We start from the raw sequence: 18,860 nt of genomic DNA on the forward strand, positions 1-18,860 counted from the left end.
AGAACAAACCCCGTATCCTATGTCTCTATTACCTATCGATACCCTAAAAGATGAATTTGATCAGAACCTGAAACACGCTCACCTTGTTGTGGAAGCCGAAACTGGTTCGGGTAAATCCACTCGTTTACCTCTTTGGGCTGCTGGCCATGGCCGTGTTTTAGTGATTGAACCGCGCCGAATAGCCTGTACGTCATTGGCGGAGTTTCTTGCGCAGCAATCAGGTGAGTCGGTCGGTGGGAAAATTGGCTATGCGATTAAGCTGCATTCTTATTTTGATGAAAATACGCAAGTGGTTTTTGTTACGCCAGGTGTTGCGCTACGTTGGTTTGCAGAAGACAAGCTGGCAAGCTTCGATATCGTAATGGTCGATGAATTTCATGAACGCCGTTGGGACATTGATCTCCTTACCGCGATTTTGAAACAGGAAAATCGTCACCGTCTTATTGTCACTTCTGCCACTTTAGAGGGAGAGAAGCTTGCTGATTATTTACAGGCTAAACGTCTTCGCTCTGAAGGGCGTTGCTTCCCTGTTTCAGTGACATATCGAAGCGCTGATAGTCGTTATCTTCCGAACAAAAAAGGTTGTGAGCATGATGTCGTTCGAACAGTAAAAGAAGCATTGGAGGATGAAGAGGGAGACATTCTGGTATTTCTTCCGGGTCGTAAAGAGATCACTCAGTGTGCCCAGATGCTGCAAAGTCTGGAAAGTGTATTGGTGGTCAAGCTTCATGCTTCTGTGAGTGATGAAGAGCGCAATCGTGCATTAACCATTCAAAGTCAACGAAAGGTCGTGCTTGCTACTAATGTTGCTGAAACGTCACTGACCATCCCAAACATTCGAGTCGTGATTGATAGCGGGCTCGAAAGACGAACTGTGCAGCGTAATGGTCGCACGGCATTAACGTTAAGCAACATTTCAAAAGCCAGTGCTGAACAGCGAATGGGACGAGCAGGTCGTGTTGCACAAGGCACTTGCATAAGGCTATACGGAGAGCATGCACCTTTAGAACTTATTACGCCCCCTGAGCTGCAACGAGAAGAATTGGTCGAGCCGATGTTAGCCGCCGCTTGCTGCGGATATCGTCTTGCAGAATTGTCTTTCCTCGATAGTGTCCCTGATAAATCATTGCATCTGGCATTTGAGAACCTGAAAGCCATGGAAGCGGTTGATGAGCAAGGTGAGATTACCGAGCACGGAAGAAAAGTATATCCATTACCGATTGATGCCTTATTTGCTGATTTAGTGACCCGTATTCAGACCAGACCCGAAAAAGAGGCCATGGTTGATTTAGCGGCTGCGTTGTCGGTTCCTGCGCAGCTATATCAGTTGCAAAGTGGCGACGTTGCGGAGGCTTTGGCACTAGAGGAGCCTACGGGGTGTGATGCTTCTCTGATGATTCGTTTAGTTCGCGGCGACAAGTTACCAGGCATCACAGTCGATTCAAGTGTGCTGGAAGAAGCGCAAGGCCTTGCTAAGCAAATGCGGGAGCTATTCGAATTACCGCAACTGGAAGTCGCATCAAGATATCGGCGCGAATCACTTTGCTATGCGATAGCGGAAATTCACCCTGAACTGGTGTTTGTTCGCAGAGAGCGCCGCCGAGATGCCTTAGGGAACGGCGTTATGGAGATGGTAGTAGGGCGCAATAGCCGGTACCCCGAAAAAGAACAAGCCGCGTTAGTGCTGGATAGCCATAGTGTACCCGGCAGAGGTGTTAAGCAGACGCTTAATCTTGCTTCGGTGATGATGCCAGCGCCATTATCGCTCATTAAAGACCTCAGCTTGGGAGAGTGGCAACAAGGCGAAACCAATTATGAAGAAGAATCACCACGGGCAACCATGAGCCTGGTGTACGCTGGTCGGACTGTTGTGACCGAGTTTCAGGCGTTGCAAGGGGACGTTGCCATTCAATCTATCGTAGAGATGATCGAAGATGAAACGTTAATGCCGGGGTTTGCACCATTAAGAAAACAGCAAATTCTGCATTGGCAGTTATACAACGCACTGGGGTTAAATCAACAAACGACCGGCCTCGAAGGATTGGAATCTCTCACTTTTACCGATTGGTTAGCCGAGCAACTGCAAACACTGGGGGTCGAATCAGTTGAAGATATGGCGTTATTCGATGCCGATGATCTGCCTTTTGCCGGAGTACCTGAATGGGAATACGAGGATTTCGCGCAGAAATTCCCTCTGAAATTATTGCTTGCCGAACTCAAGCTTGATGTGGAGTACTTTGCCAGCCGCAAACTTGTCCATGTTGTTTATAGTGAAGGGAGTCGAAAGGGCGATCCGAAGCGCTGGGAACTGCCACGTTGGTCGGGTTGGAAAGTGCAATATAAGAAAGCCAGCCGCGTCATTGATGTGAAGTAATAACGATTTTATATCTTAGTTATACGAGTTTATTTTCTTTGTGAATGCCTGTTGATTAAGTATTGATATATTGAATATTTATGGGGTTGTTTCTTTTTTAAATTGAAATATTAATCAATTGGTTGCGTATATAGAAAAGCTGTACATTACTTGTTACAAGGCTGGTTTTAATATTTCTTTTTGACGGTAAATTAGGGCATAAAAGACTATTCTCTTATATCCCATTGCTATATCAAAATAGTTGAACGATAGTTGGTATATCTCAATTTGAGTGTCGGAGCATAAAATGGATCAACAAAATAAAACATGCATTGAATTCGACTACACCAGTTTTCTAGGGGCTACTGCAAGTAAGAAGTGGACCTTCCTAGATGCGTTTGCCACCATCGCCCCCATCTTTGGTCTGATGTGGAAAAAGAACCTTGCAGAGCTCAGTGAGCCACAAGACCGTCTATGGGACGCCGCATTAAAGTCCATGTCTTCACGTCATAGTGACGAGTCGAATCTGGTCGAGTTAACTCGACTTGCAAAAGGTGAAGGGATAGAAGAACTGCGTGTTGTCATGCCATATTCGTTAGACTTAAAGCAGATTGAGTATATTGAGTCGCGAAGCCATTTGAAAGTTGATGCAACAGAGCAAGAGATTCTAAACATCAAACTGTAAGCCTGTCTTTTTCCACCCATGATTAGAGCGATCACCCTCTGGATCGCTCTAGACCCCCATCAATACTGACTACTTTTTTGCGTTTGCCTACAGCCGTCAGTCAGCCTTTGCTCTGATACCTCAAATCCTCAAAAGTCACGGTGCGGCTTTATATGCACTATATTTAGCATGTTCTTTACGTGCAGCAATCTAATTGTCACAACTATCTTCTAACTTAATGCTCTTGGTTAACTGATTAGACCAGATTGTCAGCGGCATGGGTTAGTAACTTATCTACAGTGAATCAATAAGATAAGTCATGCTCATCGACTATGGACAGTTAGATGAAAACTAATAACAAAACAAACAATAAGAAAGGAAGTGAGTATGTCTATTTCTCGTCGAGATTTCATGAAAGCAGTTTCTTCGACCGCAGTTACAGCCGGGCTCATTGGCTGTGGTAGTGATAGCTCTGAATTAGTAGTGGGTTCCTTTGATCATGGCGTCGCCAGTGGCGATCCTACTCAAACTCAAGTCATCATCTGGACGCGTGTTACCACGGATGCTGACTATGCTGATGTGACATGGCAAGTTGCCTCAGATGAGGGCTTTTCAGATGTGGTACAAAGTGGTGTGTTCACTACGGATACCAGTCGTGATTTTACCGTAAAAGTCGACGTTAAAAACCTCAACCCGAATACTCACTATTACTACCGTTTTATGGTGGGTGAGGTGGTAAGCGGAGTCGGAGAGACCAAAACTCTACCGGATGAAAGTGTCGAACAGGCATCAATGGCGGTTGTGTCTTGCGCAAATTATCCGGCTGGATATTTCAATGTCTATCGCGAGATTTTAAATCAGCACGAAGAGGCTTCATTTGATGTGGTGCTGCATTTAGGGGACTACATCTATGAATATGGTGCTGGTGGGTATGCCAGTGAAGACGCTGAGACATTAGATCGAGTGGCAAGTAAAGGCACGGAGTGCGTAACGTTAGATGACTACCGAAAACGATATGCCCAATATCGCCAAGATGCTGATCTTCAGGCGTTACATGCGAAATTACCGATGATCGCGGTATGGGATGACCACGAACTCGCGAATGATGCGTGGAAAGAAGGCGCAGAAAACCATCAAGATGACGAAGGCAGTTTTAATGACAGGCGCGCAGCGGCAGCGGCGGCGTGGACTGAGTGGTTGCCCGTACGAGAGAATAGCTATTCAAGTATGCTGATCTATCGCCAGTTCTCCTTTGGTAACTTAGTGAACTTGATGATGCTCGATACTCGATTAGTTGGTCGTGATGAGCCATTGGATTACTTTTCGTTAAGTGAACCAAGCATAGAAGCCATTGCAGGCTTGGTCGCTGAGTCACGAAGTGTCGACAGAGAGCTACTTGGCTCTGATCAACTGGCTTGGTTGATGAATGAATTTACGACGAGTAATGCCAAATGGAATGTATTGGGGCAACAGGTTCTGATGTCTAAAATGGAGTTACCAAGCTCAGTTATGACTGCGATGTTCCAATTGTTTACCGCGACCGAAGATCAGCAAGCAGCGGCTTTATTGGCCGTGAATACAGCCATTACTAACTATCTGTCTGACCCAAGTTCAGATCCCGTCTCTTTGCCTTATAACCTTGATGCTTGGGATGGTTACTACGTAGAGCGAGAGAAAGTTTACCAATTAGCGAATGCAAGTGCGGGCAATTTTGTCTGTTTAGCGGGTGATACGCACAATGCATGGGCGAGTGCTTTGCATGACATTTCAGGTACTCCTGTCGGTGTTGAATTTGCAACCAGCTCAGTCAGTTCACCGGGTTTGGAAGCGTATTTAGCCATGGACTCAGCAGTAACTGCCCAAATGGAGTTCACTTTGCCGCATTTAGTCTCAGAGCTAAAGTGGACGGATATTAAACAACGGGGCTTTATGCGAGTGACGTTTACGCCTGATAATGCGCAGTCGATTTGGTATTTTGTGTCGACCATTAAATCGAAAGACTATCAGGTCACGACAAAGTCGGCTTCGACGACAGACGGTATTACGTTAAATATTGTTTAACCGGGTTGAGTCACACAAAGAAAAAAGTCCGCATTAATGCGGACTTTCTGTATCAATACACTTCAGTTGGCTATCGAACGTTTTAGTCGATTAACCCGTACTCTTTGCTAAGAACGTCAATGATCTCGGCTTTTGGATTTTCGCTTAGCGTAATTGGCTTACCAGTAATTTTTTCTGCAATACCAATGTAAGTCTTGGAAATGTCCATCAATGAATCAACGGGCAGTTCGTTATCACGAGCTAGTGCTTCACGCTCAGGCATACGCTCTTTGTTCAGCAAAATATCTGGATCAGGGAAGTGGTTCAGCAGGAACTGACGGAAACCTTCTTTTGAGTTCTCAACGATATTACCTGCTTGGTACTCTTTTGCATCCCAAATACGTGAAGAATCTGGCGTGCCAACTTCATCCATGTAAATCAGTTTTTCGTTGCCTGCTGCATCGTGAACGTAACCAAACTCAAACTTCGTATCGACAAAGATTTGATCAATCGCTTCTAGCGCATTGCTAATGACATTAAAGCCTTCTTTCAATAGCTTTTCGTAAAGTGCAATATCGTCTGCACTAGAGAAGTTAAATGCTTCGAAATTATCTACGATGTTCTGACGAGTGATGTTTACGTCGTCTGCTTCTGGTACACCAGGGATACCTTTTAAAATGCCTTTGGTTGAAGGTGTCATCAATAACTCTGGTAGAGCTTTGTCTTTTTCCAAACCTTCAGGAAGCTGGATACCACAGAACTCGCGTTCACCATTTGCGTATGCGCGCCACATAGAGCCTGTGATGTACTTACGGCAAATCGCTTCGATTTTAACTGGTTTTGCTTTCTGTACGATCCAAACGAACGGGTGAGGAATATCTAAGATGTGGCTGTCAGCCAGGCCGTTGTCTTTAAATAGTTTGAACCAGTGGTTCGAGATCGCGTTTAATGCGGCACCTTTACCAGGCACACCTTTCAGACCGCCTTCTCCATGCCAAATGCAATCAAAAGCAGAAATACGGTCGCTGATCACCATGATCGCCAGAGGCGCGTCAGGGGCAACATCGTATCCTTTTTCTTTGATCAGGCGGGCGCTGTCTTCTTCAGTTAACCAGTAAACTGAACGAACTTTACCGCTGTGAACGGGTTTGTGAGTGCGAATTGGCAGGTCGTCATTGACGGCAAGTACTTGATTAGCAAGGCTCATTGCGACATTCCTATCATCTTAATCAAACGTCATAAAGAGAAGATATTCAGCCAAAGTAAGCAGCTGAATAAATCGAATGTGGGCATCATACCAGAACTATTTTAACTCGCCAGAGAAAAAGCAAACGTTTGCCTTATTTATTAATTCCCTAAGTCACAGGTAAAAAAATGCCCCCATGGAATGGAGGCGAGATGCAGGATGGATAACGTCGAACTTGTTAGTGATACTGGTTTACTCTGCCTTCGACGAAAAAGACTTCACACTGATAACGTAGGCCAATATCACGCAGCATAGACTGATTCATCGGCGCTATGTCATTTGATGCGACAACCGCACTGGCGTTACCTGAGCGTATCGCTTTAACTACAATTTCGACTTCAGAAAGCTGTTGAGATGGCTTCATCTGAATGACGTTTTTACAACAAATATTGGAAGCAGTAAGCTGGTCAAAGTTGGGACGAGGGCACTCGGACGTAAACAAAATCCATTGTTTCTGCTGAGACAGTACAGCCAGCTTAGAAAGAAGCTGGTTAGAAACATTCATGGGTTGAGTAGCTTGTGCCAGTACATTGTAACGAGAGTATGTTTGAGTTTGACTGTGTAGCTGCATCTTACTGTTCCTTTATACATGCTGTATGTCTATACAGTAGTTTGTTTTAAGGGATCGATCAACTGGTTTTTATGCTTTTTGAAGCAATGCAATTTCGTCGTTTTGTTGGGATTTTTATTTAAAATATTGAAATATAAAGATTTAAATTTTAGATGATATGTTTGGTACGGCTTACGAAATGTGAAGTAACTAACAATATTGGTGGGGCATCAAGGAAAGAAAACTACTGTATATACAGTGGTTATGATCAGTCTATACAGTACTTTTTACTGTGTTTGGCGGGTTCTCCATGGCAGTGGAGGTGAGTAGATAACAAAAAAGCGCCTATGAGGCGCCTTTAGAAATCAGTTCCATTGATTTGAGTTTTCAGCTTGCACGTTGAGACATACGCTCACGCATTTGCAATTCACCTTGGTTAAATAGGCGGACATCGATTTTCGCCATATCGTAACAAGATTGACATGAATTGTGATGTTTACCATCTACATAGTCATGTCGCGTGATAAGAGCTGGTTTCTTACACCAATCACAGGTGCCTTCTTCAGTGAACATTGATTTTTCTCCCCACCTAGAAAAATTAGAGTCTTTAGGTGTTATTTTTCGCAGCACATTATGACACAAGTAAGTGGGGAAGGTTAAATGTCTGTTAATTGTTTTGAGAAGGAAATCGATTGCAGCTCCCTGTTTGTGGGGGCTGAAAGGTTGTGGTTTCTAATGATTATTGAAAATTCACGCTTTTGTAACATTTTGTGTGATTGTTCTAAAAGCTTGATTAAGACGTTTCATCTCTGCTTCACTTCCTTGAGCATCGGGATGGTAAAGCTTGGATAATTGACGATAACGTAGTTTTACGGCTTGAGCTTGTGGAATCGAATTTGGCGTGTAACCAAACACAGCACAGGCAATGGTCAGATCATGGGGAGCGGATTCAGATTTGACTTTCTTAAACTCTCTAAATACCTGCTCCAACTGGCGTTTTAATTGCTTATTGGTGAATTCCAACTCTTTCACTTGCACATCCAGTTGTCGGGTTCGATTTTCTTTATCAACCAATTGAAGTTTGCTCTTCTGCTGTTGCTTTCGATATCCAAACCAACCAGCGCTCAGCATCAACCCACAGAAACCAATGGCAAGAAACGGCTCGGCACTAAACACTTTTGCTTGGTTTATGTCGTCGGATTGCATTGGTTGCGCTTCAGCGGAGCTTTGGTCCAACTCAGTCATTGCCGATACTTGTTTGGCTCTTAACTGATTAAAACGTTGCTCTAGGAAATGGTTGTACGCGATTTCTGCATCTTTGTTTTGCTTTGCAGAAAGTCGATACCATGCTTCGATTAAATCATCGGTGGTGATGTTTTTCTGATGCTTTTCCAAGAAACTGGCAAGGGCGTAGCCGCTATCTGCTGGATCACTCAGAGCGATGGAACTCAGCCAGTAGGCGGCTTGAGGGTAGGAAACTGAGCCCGTTAATCCCAGAGTATAATCTTCCGCTAACTGTTTTTGCGCGGGCAGGTAGCCTTGGCTTGCGGATTGTTCTAACCAGTAACGAGTTTCTTCTGGAGAAGTTGAGTCTGACTTCATAGCCAGTTTAAATTGGTCTTCCGCTGAAGAAGGGGACTGGGAGGCAAATACGAGACTTGAGAGGCAACTGCTCAAGATAAATATAAAGACGGTTTTGAAAGCCATTAGTTTGTCAGGCCTAGAAACAATTTCTAGGCCTGCTCCGGTAATTATCCGTAATTACCTAATGGTGCTATCAAATCACTTCAGAGGCAAGATTTGGATTTCAACGCGGCGGTTACAAGCGCGGCCTTCAGTTGTCTGATTTGAACAAAGTGGGTTACGTTCACCATAGCCGCGTGCAATTGCACGTCCAGCTGCCACATTTTGCTGTATCAGGAACTGACGTACCGATTCTGCGCGGTTTTCAGATAGTGACTGGTTGTGTGACTCACTGCCTGTGCTGTCGGTGTAACCGTCAATCACAAGGCTGGTATCTGGGTATTCAACAAGGATACGAGCAACACCACGAAGCGTGTTGTGGATGCCGTAATCCAATTGGTATGAATCTGACGCAAAGCCAATACCGTTTTCCATACGAAGCAGAAGCTGGTTTTCACCAACACGTTGCACTTGTACACCAGAATTCAGCAATTCTTGACGTAGTGCCGCTTCTTGTTTGTCAAAGTAGTAACCCACGCCAGCACCTGTTGCACCACCAGCAGCTGCGCCAATCAAAGCACGTTGACGACGCTCTTTAGCATTGTCACCTGTTGCTAACCCGATAGCTGCACCAGCAACGGCACCAGTTAAGGCTCCCAGGGTCGTGGAGTTGGTTTCGTATTCACCAGTTGTGGCATTTTGACGTTGAGTGGCTTGACAGCCTGTAAGAGCAAGCACTAGAGCAAGTGCTATAGACAGCTTTTTCAAGGGAAAATCTCCGTATAAAAATGAGGCGAAACGCTGCTTTATAAAATTGAGATATAAATTATTAATCAGCTGTTCTTAAGTTTTGTTAGGTGAAAGTAAGATGGAACCAGAAAATTGTAAGAATTGTCTTACTTAGGCCAAATAAGATCAATGGGTTTGCTAAGCCATTGACATATTTGGCCTGTAAGAGGAGGTTATTCTGAGTGATTGTTGAGCATTTTACGTGCTTGCTCGCCACCCACCCCGCGGTTCACCGAAACTTTTCGACCCTTCTTCAGACCAACTTCATAGTCTGCAGTGAGGTTTTTCATCGCTTCTTTAAGTTGCTTCTTGAACGTTTCGCGATCGATGTTTTTGAATTCTTTGTCGATATAGTCGTTGATTTTGTTGGCCGACTCTTCGTCTGGAGAGATCACAGGGAGCTTTTCAATCGCACCTTCAACCCAACCTGAGACAAACGAGTTCACGCGGCGTGTCACTTCCATTGAAGAAGTACCACTACCCGCAAAACTGTTGCGGAATTGGCCAGTACTTTCGTTCATTTCACGATAGATAATATCGAACGCAAAGGCGGCGAAAATCGCACGGTCCGCTTCACCAATAAACTCAACGCGTTTAAGCCCTTTGTGATTCAGCAGTACAGCTTCAACGCCAAATTTGGTGTTGATGCCACGAATCACGCGCAAAATGGTAGAACTTATGTTCGCAGGTAAGAGATGGGAAGACTGTGTTTTTCCCATTTTGATGAACTCAATGTCATCTTTGTCCAGACCATACTTCATCATCAGGCGGTGAGCCATCTTGATGGCATTTGCGGCCTCATTGACGTTGGCAGAGTTACCCAGTTCTAAACACTTGGCGATTTTTTTCAGGGCTTTTTGTTTATCCATCGACAACCAATTACTAAAGCAGAAAATTTATGAAGTCAGATATATTACCTTTTTTGACATAAAAACGAAATACAATGCGACAGGTAAAGAAGGAAAACGCCCCGTTGCGAGCCGGAGCGTGGTATTCCTGCATTCTATTCAGAAGGTCAGATTTCTCTGATATGGAGGGACAACGATGTTGTACGCGGTTACAAGCCCAGTTGGTTTAACAAGTCATTGGCTTCATCCGTTGCAAGTGATTCCTGAGTTTCCTTTTCTGCCATCTTTTGGCGAGTGGCTTCCAGAATATCATCCGGGTTTTCGTCTTCAGCGATTTCAAATTCTTCCAGCTGAATAAACTCGGTTTTATCCATAGCCAGTTCAAGGTAAAAGATGTTGTTATTTGCGGTAGAGAAAGTCACACGGCGCGCCTGAGGGCGATCAAGGTTGGTGTCTACCTGCAAAATTACCTGTTTATTCAGTGACAGCATTTTAGGCTGATTTTGCGTGATGATAGTTTGTAACTCTTTACGGATTTTATTCGTGAAGTCACCCACTAATTGATTCATCAGCTCACCAAGCACATCGGCCACTTCATCGGATGTATGAGAGATGGCCAGTTCTTCTTCGGGCATTCCCATATTACGCATGTAATTGGTGTAGATCTCAAGTGCGGCTTTGGCCGTAAAGTTAATGACAACTAAGCCGGTGAATCCACCATCAAACAAGACAAAACAACCAAAATCTGGCTTAAGGCTGGTTTTGTTGATCTTTTGCACCATGGCGGAATAGTTGACTTGGGAAGAGGTGGCAGAGGTAAGGACGCCAGAAACTGACTGGCAAAGTTTTAGAAGGATATCTTCTGTGGTTACTACTTTATTCTTTTTCATTCTGAAAGCTCATTGAGAAAGGCGATTTTTTTCTCAATGTAAGGCATTAATAGTCAAGAAATAAAGCATAAGTTTCAATATTGTATTGAGATTCTGATTTAATCGCTTTTTCAAATGTTGTAAAGTGATCAAACCCGAAGAAAATCACTCCACTCTAACTCTACTGCCTGTCTCGAGACTCTTTCGAAAAGCAGCTTGAGGATTGAGTAAAATAATTAGATAACCCGCAGCTGATAGGATCAGCGTCGTAGGGGCAGGAAGCAAATGTTACCAAGATTACACTCGCAAACTGACGTCGACCCTCTTGTTCTGATTTTTTTAAAAGAGCTTGAACAAGCTGGATTCACCGGCGATATAGAAAGCCAATACTCAAGCCGACTTGCGGTTTCCACTGACAACAGTGTGTACCAGCAGTTACCTCAGGCTGTTGTTCATCCAAGAACAACGCAAGATGTTGCGCTTATTGGTAAACTGAGCAATAAAGAAAAATACGAGCGAATCACGTTCTCACCTCGCGGTGGCGGTACTGGTACTAATGGGCAGTCCCTAACGAAAGGTATTGTGGTTGACTTATCTCGCCACATGAACAAAGTGCTTGAAATCAATGAGGAAGAAGGCTGGGTGCGCGTTCAAACTGGTGTGATTAAAGACCAGTTAAATGACGCAGTACGCCCTTATGGTTATTTTTTCTCACCTGACTTATCCACCAGTAATCGCGCCACTATCGGCGGTATGGTCAACACTGACGCCTCTGGTCAGGGATCATTGAAATACGGCAAAACGTCGGATCATGTCCTCTCACTCCAAGCCGTGTTTGCCGATGGTTCGATTTTAGAGTCTGACTTGTCTCATGGTTATCCTAAAGAGGGCGAGTTTGCCGCAACTGCGCTGAACGTCACCGAATCCGTCTGTCGTGAAAAGCGTCAACAAATTAACGATAAGTTCCCACCTTTAAACCGTTTCTTAACCGGATACGATCTGAAAAATGCACTTAACGAAGAGGATGATAGTTTCGATATCACCCGCGTTTTGTGTGGCGCAGAGGGTTCACTTGCTTTTATCACCGAAGCGAAGTTAAACCTGACTCGTATTCCTAAAGTGCGTACCTTGGTGAACGTTAAATACAACAGTTTTGATTCAGCATTGCGTAACGCGCCACTGATGGTGCAAGCAAACGCGATGTCGGTGGAAACGGTTGACTCAAAGGTTCTTAACCTCGCGAAACAAGACATAGTTTGGCATACGGTCAGCGACCTCATCACGGATGTACCAGACAAAGAGATGCTTGGTATCAACATGGTGGAATACGCAGGCGAGGATGCTGAGGAGATCGCCTCTCAAGTCGCGGCGTTAACTGCCAAACTTGATACCATGCTCGAAACTGAAGAAGCGGGCATTATTGGCTATCAGGTGTGTAATGATGTGGCGAGCATTGGCCGTATTTACAACATGCGTAAAAAAGCGGTAGGTCTGCTGGGGGCGGCTAAAGGTCGTGCTAAACCGGTACCGTTTGCTGAAGATACGTGTGTCCCACCAGAAAACTTAGCCGATTTCATTGCTGAGTTCCGCGAACTGCTTGACGGAAAGTCTCTCAACTACGGTATGTTTGGCCACGTCGATGCGGGCGTCTTGCACGTTCGTCCTGCTTTGGATCTGTGCGACCCGCAACAAGAAGCGCTAATGCATGAACTCTCAGATGAAGTGGTTAAGCTGGTCGCTAAATACGGCGGCTTGATGTGGGGTGAACACGGAAAAGGTTTCCGTTCAGAATACGGACCGGAATTCTTTGGTGAAGAGCTGTTTACTGAGCTAAGACGCGTAAAAGCGGCGTTTGACCCTCACAACAAGATGAACCCGGGGAAAATCTGTACGCCGTTAGACAGTGATGCAGAGTTGGTGAAAGTAACTGACACCAAACGTGGTTACTTTGATCGCCAGATTGATGTTCAGGTTCGCGACAGCTTCAAGCAAGCGATGGAATGTAACGGTAATGGCCTGTGTTTTAACTACGACACCAGCTCACCAATGTGTCCATCGATGAAAGTCACGGCTGACCGTCGTCACTCTCCTAAAGGTCGTGCAGGCTTAGTGCGTGAGTGGTTACGTCAGTTGACGGAACAAGGAATCGATATTCTCGACCTTGAACAACAAGCATTGGAAAACAAATCGTCGATCAAAACTATGATCGATCGCGTTCGTCATTCAATTAACCGTCGTCATGAATATGATTTCTCTCATGAGGTCTATGAGGCGATGAATGGCTGTCTGGCTTGTAAAGCGTGTGCCAGCCAATGTCCGATTAAAGTGGATGTGCCGAGCTTCCGTTCTCGCTTCTTAAATATCTATCACTCTCGCTACCAACGCCCTGCAAAAGATTACCTGGTGGCGAACATTGAAACCATGTTACCACTAATGGCGAAAGCCCCTGGTGTTGTGAACGGTGTCCTGAAGCAATCTTGGGTGAAAAGCCTAACCGCATCGACAGTGGGTTACGTGGATGCGCCTTTGTTGTCTGTACCGACTTTGCAAAAACGTGTTGAATCTCTGACGAGCGCTTATGACCTTACTGCGTTGTCTCGATTGTCTTCAGAACAGAAGAGCAAACATGTTCTGATCGTTCAAGATCCGTTTACCAGCTATTACGATGCCGAAGTGGTAGAAGATTTTGTGAAGCTGACAAAAAAACTGGGAATGAATCCGGTTTTACTGCCATTTAAGCCAAATGGTAAAGCGCAGCATATCAAAGGCTTTTTACGCCAGTTCTCAGAAACAGCAACGGATACCGCGAAGTTTTTATCTTTGGTTGCCGATTTGGGCATTCCAATGGTGGGTGTTGACCCAGCATTAGTGCTTTGCTACCGAGATGAATACAACGAAGTACTGGGCAACAAGCGCGGTGACTTTGAGGTGCTGACCGCTCATGAATGGCTCTATCCAAGACTGGAAGACTTCGCATCAGTAGAGTCTACTCAGCAAGAACCTTGGTATCTGTTTGCTCACTGTACAGAAAAAACCAAAATGCCAAACGCAGAAAAAGAGTGGGGTGCAATTTTCTCTCACTTTGGTGCGGTGTTAAATACCGTCCCGGTTGGATGCTGTGGTATGGCGGGGACTTTTGGGCATGAGGTTGATAAGGTGACGATGTCGAAAGACATTTACAACCTAAGCTGGAAGCCAAACTTAGATAAGTTGGACAACGAGCGATGTCTCATCACGGGTTACTCTTGTCGAAGTCAGGTAAAACGTTTTGAAGGCACTAAGCCGAAGCATCCGGTTCAGGCGTTGCTGACACTTATTTAATCACTTCAATGAAGAATAAGCCCAGTTCTGCTGGGCTTTTTATCGACTCATCAACTTGAGACTTCAAAGGATTTGAACCTTGAGAAAACTTGAACTTAGAGTGCCACCTGTCGCGGTCTTTTTGCTGGTGGTTTTACTTATGTATTGGCTGAAAGGACTGACGCCGACATTTAAGATCACAGTCCCTTTTGTCGAATTTGTTGTCGCTGCTTTAACGCTGTTATCGGGCTTTATTGGCATTGCCGGCGTTTATGAATTTCGTAAAGCGAAGACAACGGTCAATCCAGTTAAGCCGGAGTCTGCGTCATCTGTCGTAAACACTGGTGTCTTCGCCTATACCCGAAACCCGATGTATGTGGCTCTGTTGCTGCTTATTATCGCTCTGGGTTTGTGGTGGCAGCACCTTAGCGTCATCCCTTGTGGTGCTCTGTTTATCTCCTATATGAATCGTTACCAAATTAAGCCAGAAGAGCACGTGTTAGAAAGGCTGTTTGGTGAAGATTACCTGAAATACAAAAACCGGGTACGTCGCTGGATATAAGCGCTGCTCGTTTCGCTATGTTCTAAAGGCGATTTACCTTTGGCCTAAATAGCACCTGGTGGTCTTTGAGCGAAGTCTTCTACCACGAAATCGATAAGTGCCCGGACTTTTCGCGGTATTACGTTGCCTTCTAAATAGACCGCGTTAATCGGGTGCTTATTCATGCTGTATTCGTCGAGGAGTTGTACCAGCCTTCCACTCTCAAGATCGTGTTGTAAAACGAAATCCGGACAAATCGCTATTCCACGTCCATCTATCGCCCAATCTTTTGCGATGCGAGCACTGTTCACCATCAGGTTCCTCTCAGGTACGACAGCGGTTTCTTGTTTGCCGCGATAGAATAACCACTTGTTGTGACCTCTTCGGTTGGTATCGATAATACAGAAATGATCCTTGAGTTCTTGCGGTGTATTTGGTGTTCCTCGTTGCTTCAGGTATTCAGGCGAGGCGACGACGCAACTGGTGATCTCTCCAAGCTTCCTTACTTTCAGTGTCGCTGTGTCTGGCAGTCCGATACGAAACGCTAAATCAATGCCTTCTGTGGCTAAGTCTACGTAGGAATCACTCAAACGCAGATCAATCGACAGCTGAGGATGAAGGGCAGAAAAGCGGCTCAATAACCCGGTGATGTAAATCTCTCCAAAGGTTAGTGGGGCAGAAACACGCAGCACCCCCGTCAATCCTTTTGATTCTTCAGATATTGCACCAAGCAGGTCATCCAACTCGTCTAATAGAGTAGGAGCCCGAGCAAGCAAAGCCTGACCTGTGGGAGTGAGGCCAACTTTCCGAGTCGTTCTTTGTAACAACTGTGCGCCAATCCTTTCCTCTAACTGAGCGACATATTTAGAAGTGATCCGGTTAGATACGCCGAGCCTTTGTGCTGCTTCTGTAAAAGACCCTGTTTGTGCGGTGGCGACAAATGCTTTTAAACCATCAACCAAGTCCATTTTACTACTCCAATATTAAGAACGTTTTGTTGAATATCATTCTACATAATCGTCATTGTATTGAAAGTTTGCTGCGTACATAATTTCTCCATACCAAGTTAAAACGAACCACAATGTTGTGGTACTGACAAATTAAGGGAAAAGCGATGAGCGTTATGTCCTCACTTCAAAAGCTGAAAAACAGATTTAAAGCTTCACCAAGAATGCCGGTGGTATTCCTTGGTCATGGCTCCCCAATGAACGTCATTGAGGATAATGAATTCACACGCAGTTGGGTGGAACTGGGACGTACATTGCCAAGACCTCAAGCGATACTAGTGGTTTCTGCGCACTGGATGACCCAAGGTAGTACGCTGGTCGATGTATCTGCATTACCTCGTACCATTCATGACTTTTACGGGTTCCCAGATGCGTTATACGAAAAGCAATATCCGGCGAAAGGGCATCCAGAGCTCGCTAAAGAAGTCGCTGCGCTATTGTCAGATCATCATGTACATACTGATGACACTTGGGGACTCGATCATGGTGCATGGTCAGTGTTGAACTCACTGTTCCCGGCTGCTGATGTGCCAGTGTTTCAACTATCCATTGATATCACCAAAGACATGAACTGGCACTTAAGCATCGGTAAAAAGCTCTCTGAACTGCGCGATCGAGGTGTGTTGATTCTTGGCTCGGGCAATATTGTTCACAATTTAAGAGCCTTGCAGTTTGATGGCAAGCCACACGATTGGGCGATTGAATTTGATCAGTATGTCGCTGACCAACTGAATAACCGTGACTTTAAATCGTTAGCCGATGTTGCTTCTATGGGAAGCCTATTGCGAATGGCTAACCCGACACTCGAGCATTACGCGCCAGCATTGACGATCGCTGGAGCATCGAATTTGAAAGATGAACTCATTTATACCTCACAAGGTGTCGAGCTAGGTTCAATCTCAATGCGCTCATTCGTTTTCAACGGCGCTTAAAATTAGGGGATTAAAGTATGTTAGTGAATGGCAAATGGACAGAAAATTGGAAAGCGTTACAAAAAGCGGATGACAAGGGACGCTTTGTTCGACAGGTCTCTGAGTTTCGTAACTGGATTACTCCGGATGGTAGCCCGGGTCCTACAGGAACCGGGGGATTTAAAGCAGAGCCAGGACGTTACCGCTTATATGTCGCATTAATTTGTCCTTGGGCATCGCGCACATTGATCGCACGTAAACTGAAAGGATTGGAAGATATTATTCCTGTCACGGTGGTTAATCCTCAAATGACATCACAAGGCTGGGCATTCGGTGGTTACGATGGTGCTGATACCGATCCGCTGTTTTCATCGCAGTACATGCATGAAATATATACGCGTGCGAACCCGACTTACACTGGGCGTGCAACGGTACCCGTGTTGTGGGACATGAAACAAAATGTACTGGTGAACAACGAAAGTGCGGATATTCTGCGAATGCTGGATACGGCTTTTGAAGAGATTGTTCCATCGGATATCAGACTGTATCCGGAGACGTTTTCTGCGGAGATTGAAGAACTTAACCCACGTATCTACAACGATCTCAACAATGGTGTTTATAAGGCTGGCTTTACTCAGTCCCAAGATGCTTATGAAGAAGCGGTAAACAAAGTGTTTGATATGTTGGACGAGTTGGAAATGCGTTTGGAAGGACAAGATTATCTGGTTGGTAACCAACTAACAGAAACGGACATCCGTACCTTTGTTACTTTAATTCGTTTTGATGCGGCATATCACGGCTTATTCAAAACCAATCGCAAGCAAATTGGCGATTATCCGAATCTTTCCAGCTACATGGAACGCATACTTAATCTTCCGGGTGTGGTAGATACGGTCAGTATCGATCACATTACAGTGGGCTATTACTCGATAAAAGAGCTAAATCCAGCGGGAATTCGTCCAACCGGACCTGCCTATATTGAGGCAATGATTCAGTCAGCAAGAAACGCGAATAGGACGGGCTAAAAAAATAGCGGTAACGCATTAAGTCGTTACCGCTAGAATTTGGTGTCTTAGGAGTATGAGGCAGTAATTACGCTGCCTCAACGAACTTTGCTAAGAATGCGTCCTTACGCTCATGGAAGCGCGTGACCAAATCATCAACAGCTTCTTGGTCGTAAGGTTTCAAACCACTTGCAACCATACGCTTAATACCGTTACCGACAACTTCACCATCTTCTTTGAACGCGAAGTTCAATGTCACTACGCCACGCTTGCCGTCTACATCGAAAGTTGCGCCTGTAAATTCTACTTCCGGATGAGTTAGATCCAGACGAGAGAACTCAACTTCCATACTTTCGTAAATTACTAATGGGCGTTGGCAGTTGATCATCATTTGCTGCTCTTCCATAAGAGGAACCATGATGTGAGGGAAGTTCATGCCAGAAAACTGAACGTAATTCGTCACTACATGTTCAATAAATGCTGGGTCGCGGTTGGTTTCACCTTCGCGAGACATGTGCAAATATTCTTTGCCAGCTGCATCAACAACTGCACTTTCTTTCTCACACTTATTCTCAATATGAAGCGCAACGCCGTCATTTACCATGCCAGAGAAGTTGAAACGCATTTTTTGGCTGATGCCTTCTTTACTTAGCAGTACTGCAAACAGTAGATCGCCAGGTACACAGAAGCGTTTGTTGTCTTCATCATGGATTGGGTTGTAATCGCCAGCTACGCGCTTCGCAAAGTGACTTGCCTGCTCGCGAGTGAACTGAAACTGGTGCTCATTGTTAGAAAAATAAGGTGTTAGAAACATAATTTTTACGTAGTAACCAAAACTGTAAGGGATTATATGCGAAACACTGACGGGCAATGGTCCATCCAGTGAGATTTCATCGTATCTTCACCATGATATGATCATTGAAAGATAAATGTGTAAAAACGCACACTTGAATTACTTTTAATACCTATAAAGCCAGAGACCTAAGTGTTCATGACACGGCGATATCTAGGTATTCACTTATATGATAGAAGTATAGACACAAAAAGGCCCCACA

At 44.9% G+C, this 18,860-nt stretch carries 16 protein-coding genes; 7 read left to right on the forward strand and 9 right to left on the reverse strand.

Features of this window, described 5'->3' with window-relative positions:
- Positions 1-19: 19 nt before the first annotated feature.
- The 3 genes from DBX26_RS06070 to DBX26_RS06080 all read left to right on the forward strand — a co-directional run bounded on the left by DBX26_RS06070 (position 20) and on the right by DBX26_RS06080 (position 5,078).
- Positions 20-2,374, forward strand: a complete 2,355-nt coding sequence (locus DBX26_RS06070) for a helicase-related protein (RefSeq protein WP_118118251.1) — start codon at positions 20-22, stop codon at positions 2,372-2,374.
- A gap of 286 nt (positions 2,375-2,660) precedes the next feature.
- Positions 2,661-3,038, forward strand: a complete 378-nt coding sequence (locus DBX26_RS06075) for a hypothetical protein (RefSeq protein WP_014231591.1) — start codon at positions 2,661-2,663, stop codon at positions 3,036-3,038.
- Positions 3,039-3,404: 366 nt separating this feature from the next.
- Positions 3,405-5,078 (forward strand): alkaline phosphatase, encoded by a 1,674-nt coding sequence (locus tag DBX26_RS06080; RefSeq protein WP_118118253.1) that lies wholly within the window; start codon positions 3,405-3,407, stop codon positions 5,076-5,078.
- Positions 5,079-5,160: 82 nt separating this feature from the next.
- On the opposite strand, the gene DBX26_RS06085 is transcribed toward DBX26_RS06080, so the two are convergent.
- From DBX26_RS06085 to DBX26_RS06115, 7 genes are all read right to left on the reverse strand, one after another.
- Positions 5,161-6,264, reverse strand: coding sequence for a phosphoribosylaminoimidazolesuccinocarboxamide synthase (locus tag DBX26_RS06085; protein ID WP_065296701.1), 1,104 nt, complete (start codon positions 6,262-6,264; stop codon positions 5,161-5,163).
- Between the two features lie 217 nt (positions 6,265-6,481).
- Positions 6,482-6,874 carry a SulA-like leucine-rich domain-containing protein gene (locus DBX26_RS06090; RefSeq protein ID WP_014231594.1) on the reverse strand — a complete coding sequence of 131 codons (393 nt, stop codon included), beginning with the start codon at positions 6,872-6,874 and terminating at the stop codon, positions 6,482-6,484.
- Positions 6,875-7,240: 366 nt separating this feature from the next.
- Complete coding sequence (locus tag DBX26_RS06095) at positions 7,241-7,426, reverse strand: hypothetical protein (protein ID WP_014231595.1); 186 nt, start codon at positions 7,424-7,426, stop codon at positions 7,241-7,243.
- 177 nt (positions 7,427-7,603) lie between these two features.
- Positions 7,604-8,560, reverse strand: coding sequence for a J domain-containing protein (locus DBX26_RS06100; protein WP_162889674.1), 957 nt, complete (start codon positions 8,558-8,560; stop codon positions 7,604-7,606).
- Positions 8,561-8,635: 75 nt separating this feature from the next.
- On the reverse strand, positions 8,636-9,304 hold the full coding sequence (locus tag DBX26_RS06105; protein WP_014231597.1) for an OmpA family lipoprotein: 669 nt from the start codon (positions 9,302-9,304) through the stop codon (positions 8,636-8,638).
- 194 nt (positions 9,305-9,498) lie between these two features.
- Entirely contained in the window at positions 9,499-10,194 is a 696-nt protein-coding gene (locus tag DBX26_RS06110) for a DUF2786 domain-containing protein (protein ID WP_014231598.1), read from the reverse strand.
- Between the two features lie 188 nt (positions 10,195-10,382).
- Complete coding sequence (locus tag DBX26_RS06115) at positions 10,383-11,063, reverse strand: DUF3334 family protein (protein WP_118118257.1); 681 nt, start codon at positions 11,061-11,063, stop codon at positions 10,383-10,385.
- A gap of 264 nt (positions 11,064-11,327) precedes the next feature.
- On the opposite strand from DBX26_RS06115, the gene DBX26_RS06120 reads away from it, so the two are divergent.
- Together DBX26_RS06120 and DBX26_RS06125 are read left to right on the forward strand one after the other, a co-directional pair.
- Positions 11,328-14,363 (forward strand): FAD-binding and (Fe-S)-binding domain-containing protein, encoded by a 3,036-nt coding sequence (locus tag DBX26_RS06120; protein ID WP_118118259.1) that lies wholly within the window; start codon positions 11,328-11,330, stop codon positions 14,361-14,363.
- Positions 14,364-14,442: 79 nt separating this feature from the next.
- Positions 14,443-14,904, forward strand: a complete 462-nt coding sequence (locus DBX26_RS06125) for an isoprenylcysteine carboxylmethyltransferase family protein (RefSeq protein ID WP_014231601.1) — start codon at positions 14,443-14,445, stop codon at positions 14,902-14,904.
- A gap of 44 nt (positions 14,905-14,948) precedes the next feature.
- Here the strand turns inward: DBX26_RS06125 and DBX26_RS06130 are convergent, their stop codons facing one another.
- A complete protein-coding gene (locus tag DBX26_RS06130) occupies positions 14,949-15,851 on the reverse strand; it encodes a LysR family transcriptional regulator (protein ID WP_014231602.1) in 903 nt (300 codons plus the stop codon).
- A gap of 146 nt (positions 15,852-15,997) precedes the next feature.
- Here DBX26_RS06130 and ygiD point away from each other — a divergent pair, with 146 nt between their 5' ends.
- Together ygiD and DBX26_RS06140 are read left to right on the forward strand one after the other, a co-directional pair.
- Positions 15,998-16,822 (forward strand): 4,5-DOPA dioxygenase extradiol, encoded by an 825-nt coding sequence (gene ygiD / locus DBX26_RS06135; protein WP_118118261.1) that lies wholly within the window; start codon positions 15,998-16,000, stop codon positions 16,820-16,822.
- A gap of 17 nt (positions 16,823-16,839) precedes the next feature.
- Positions 16,840-17,826, forward strand: coding sequence for a glutathione S-transferase family protein (locus DBX26_RS06140; protein ID WP_118118263.1), 987 nt, complete (start codon positions 16,840-16,842; stop codon positions 17,824-17,826).
- Between the two features lie 67 nt (positions 17,827-17,893).
- Here DBX26_RS06140 and DBX26_RS06145 read toward each other — a convergent pair whose 3' ends face one another.
- Positions 17,894-18,619 (reverse strand): DUF3581 domain-containing protein, encoded by a 726-nt coding sequence (locus tag DBX26_RS06145; protein WP_014231605.1) that lies wholly within the window; start codon positions 18,617-18,619, stop codon positions 17,894-17,896.
- Positions 18,620-18,860 lie beyond the last annotated feature (241 nt).

The sequence above is a fragment of the Vibrio sp. dhg genome (assembly GCF_003443775.1).
Classification (GTDB): Bacteria; Pseudomonadota; Gammaproteobacteria; order Enterobacterales; family Vibrionaceae; genus Vibrio; species Vibrio natriegens.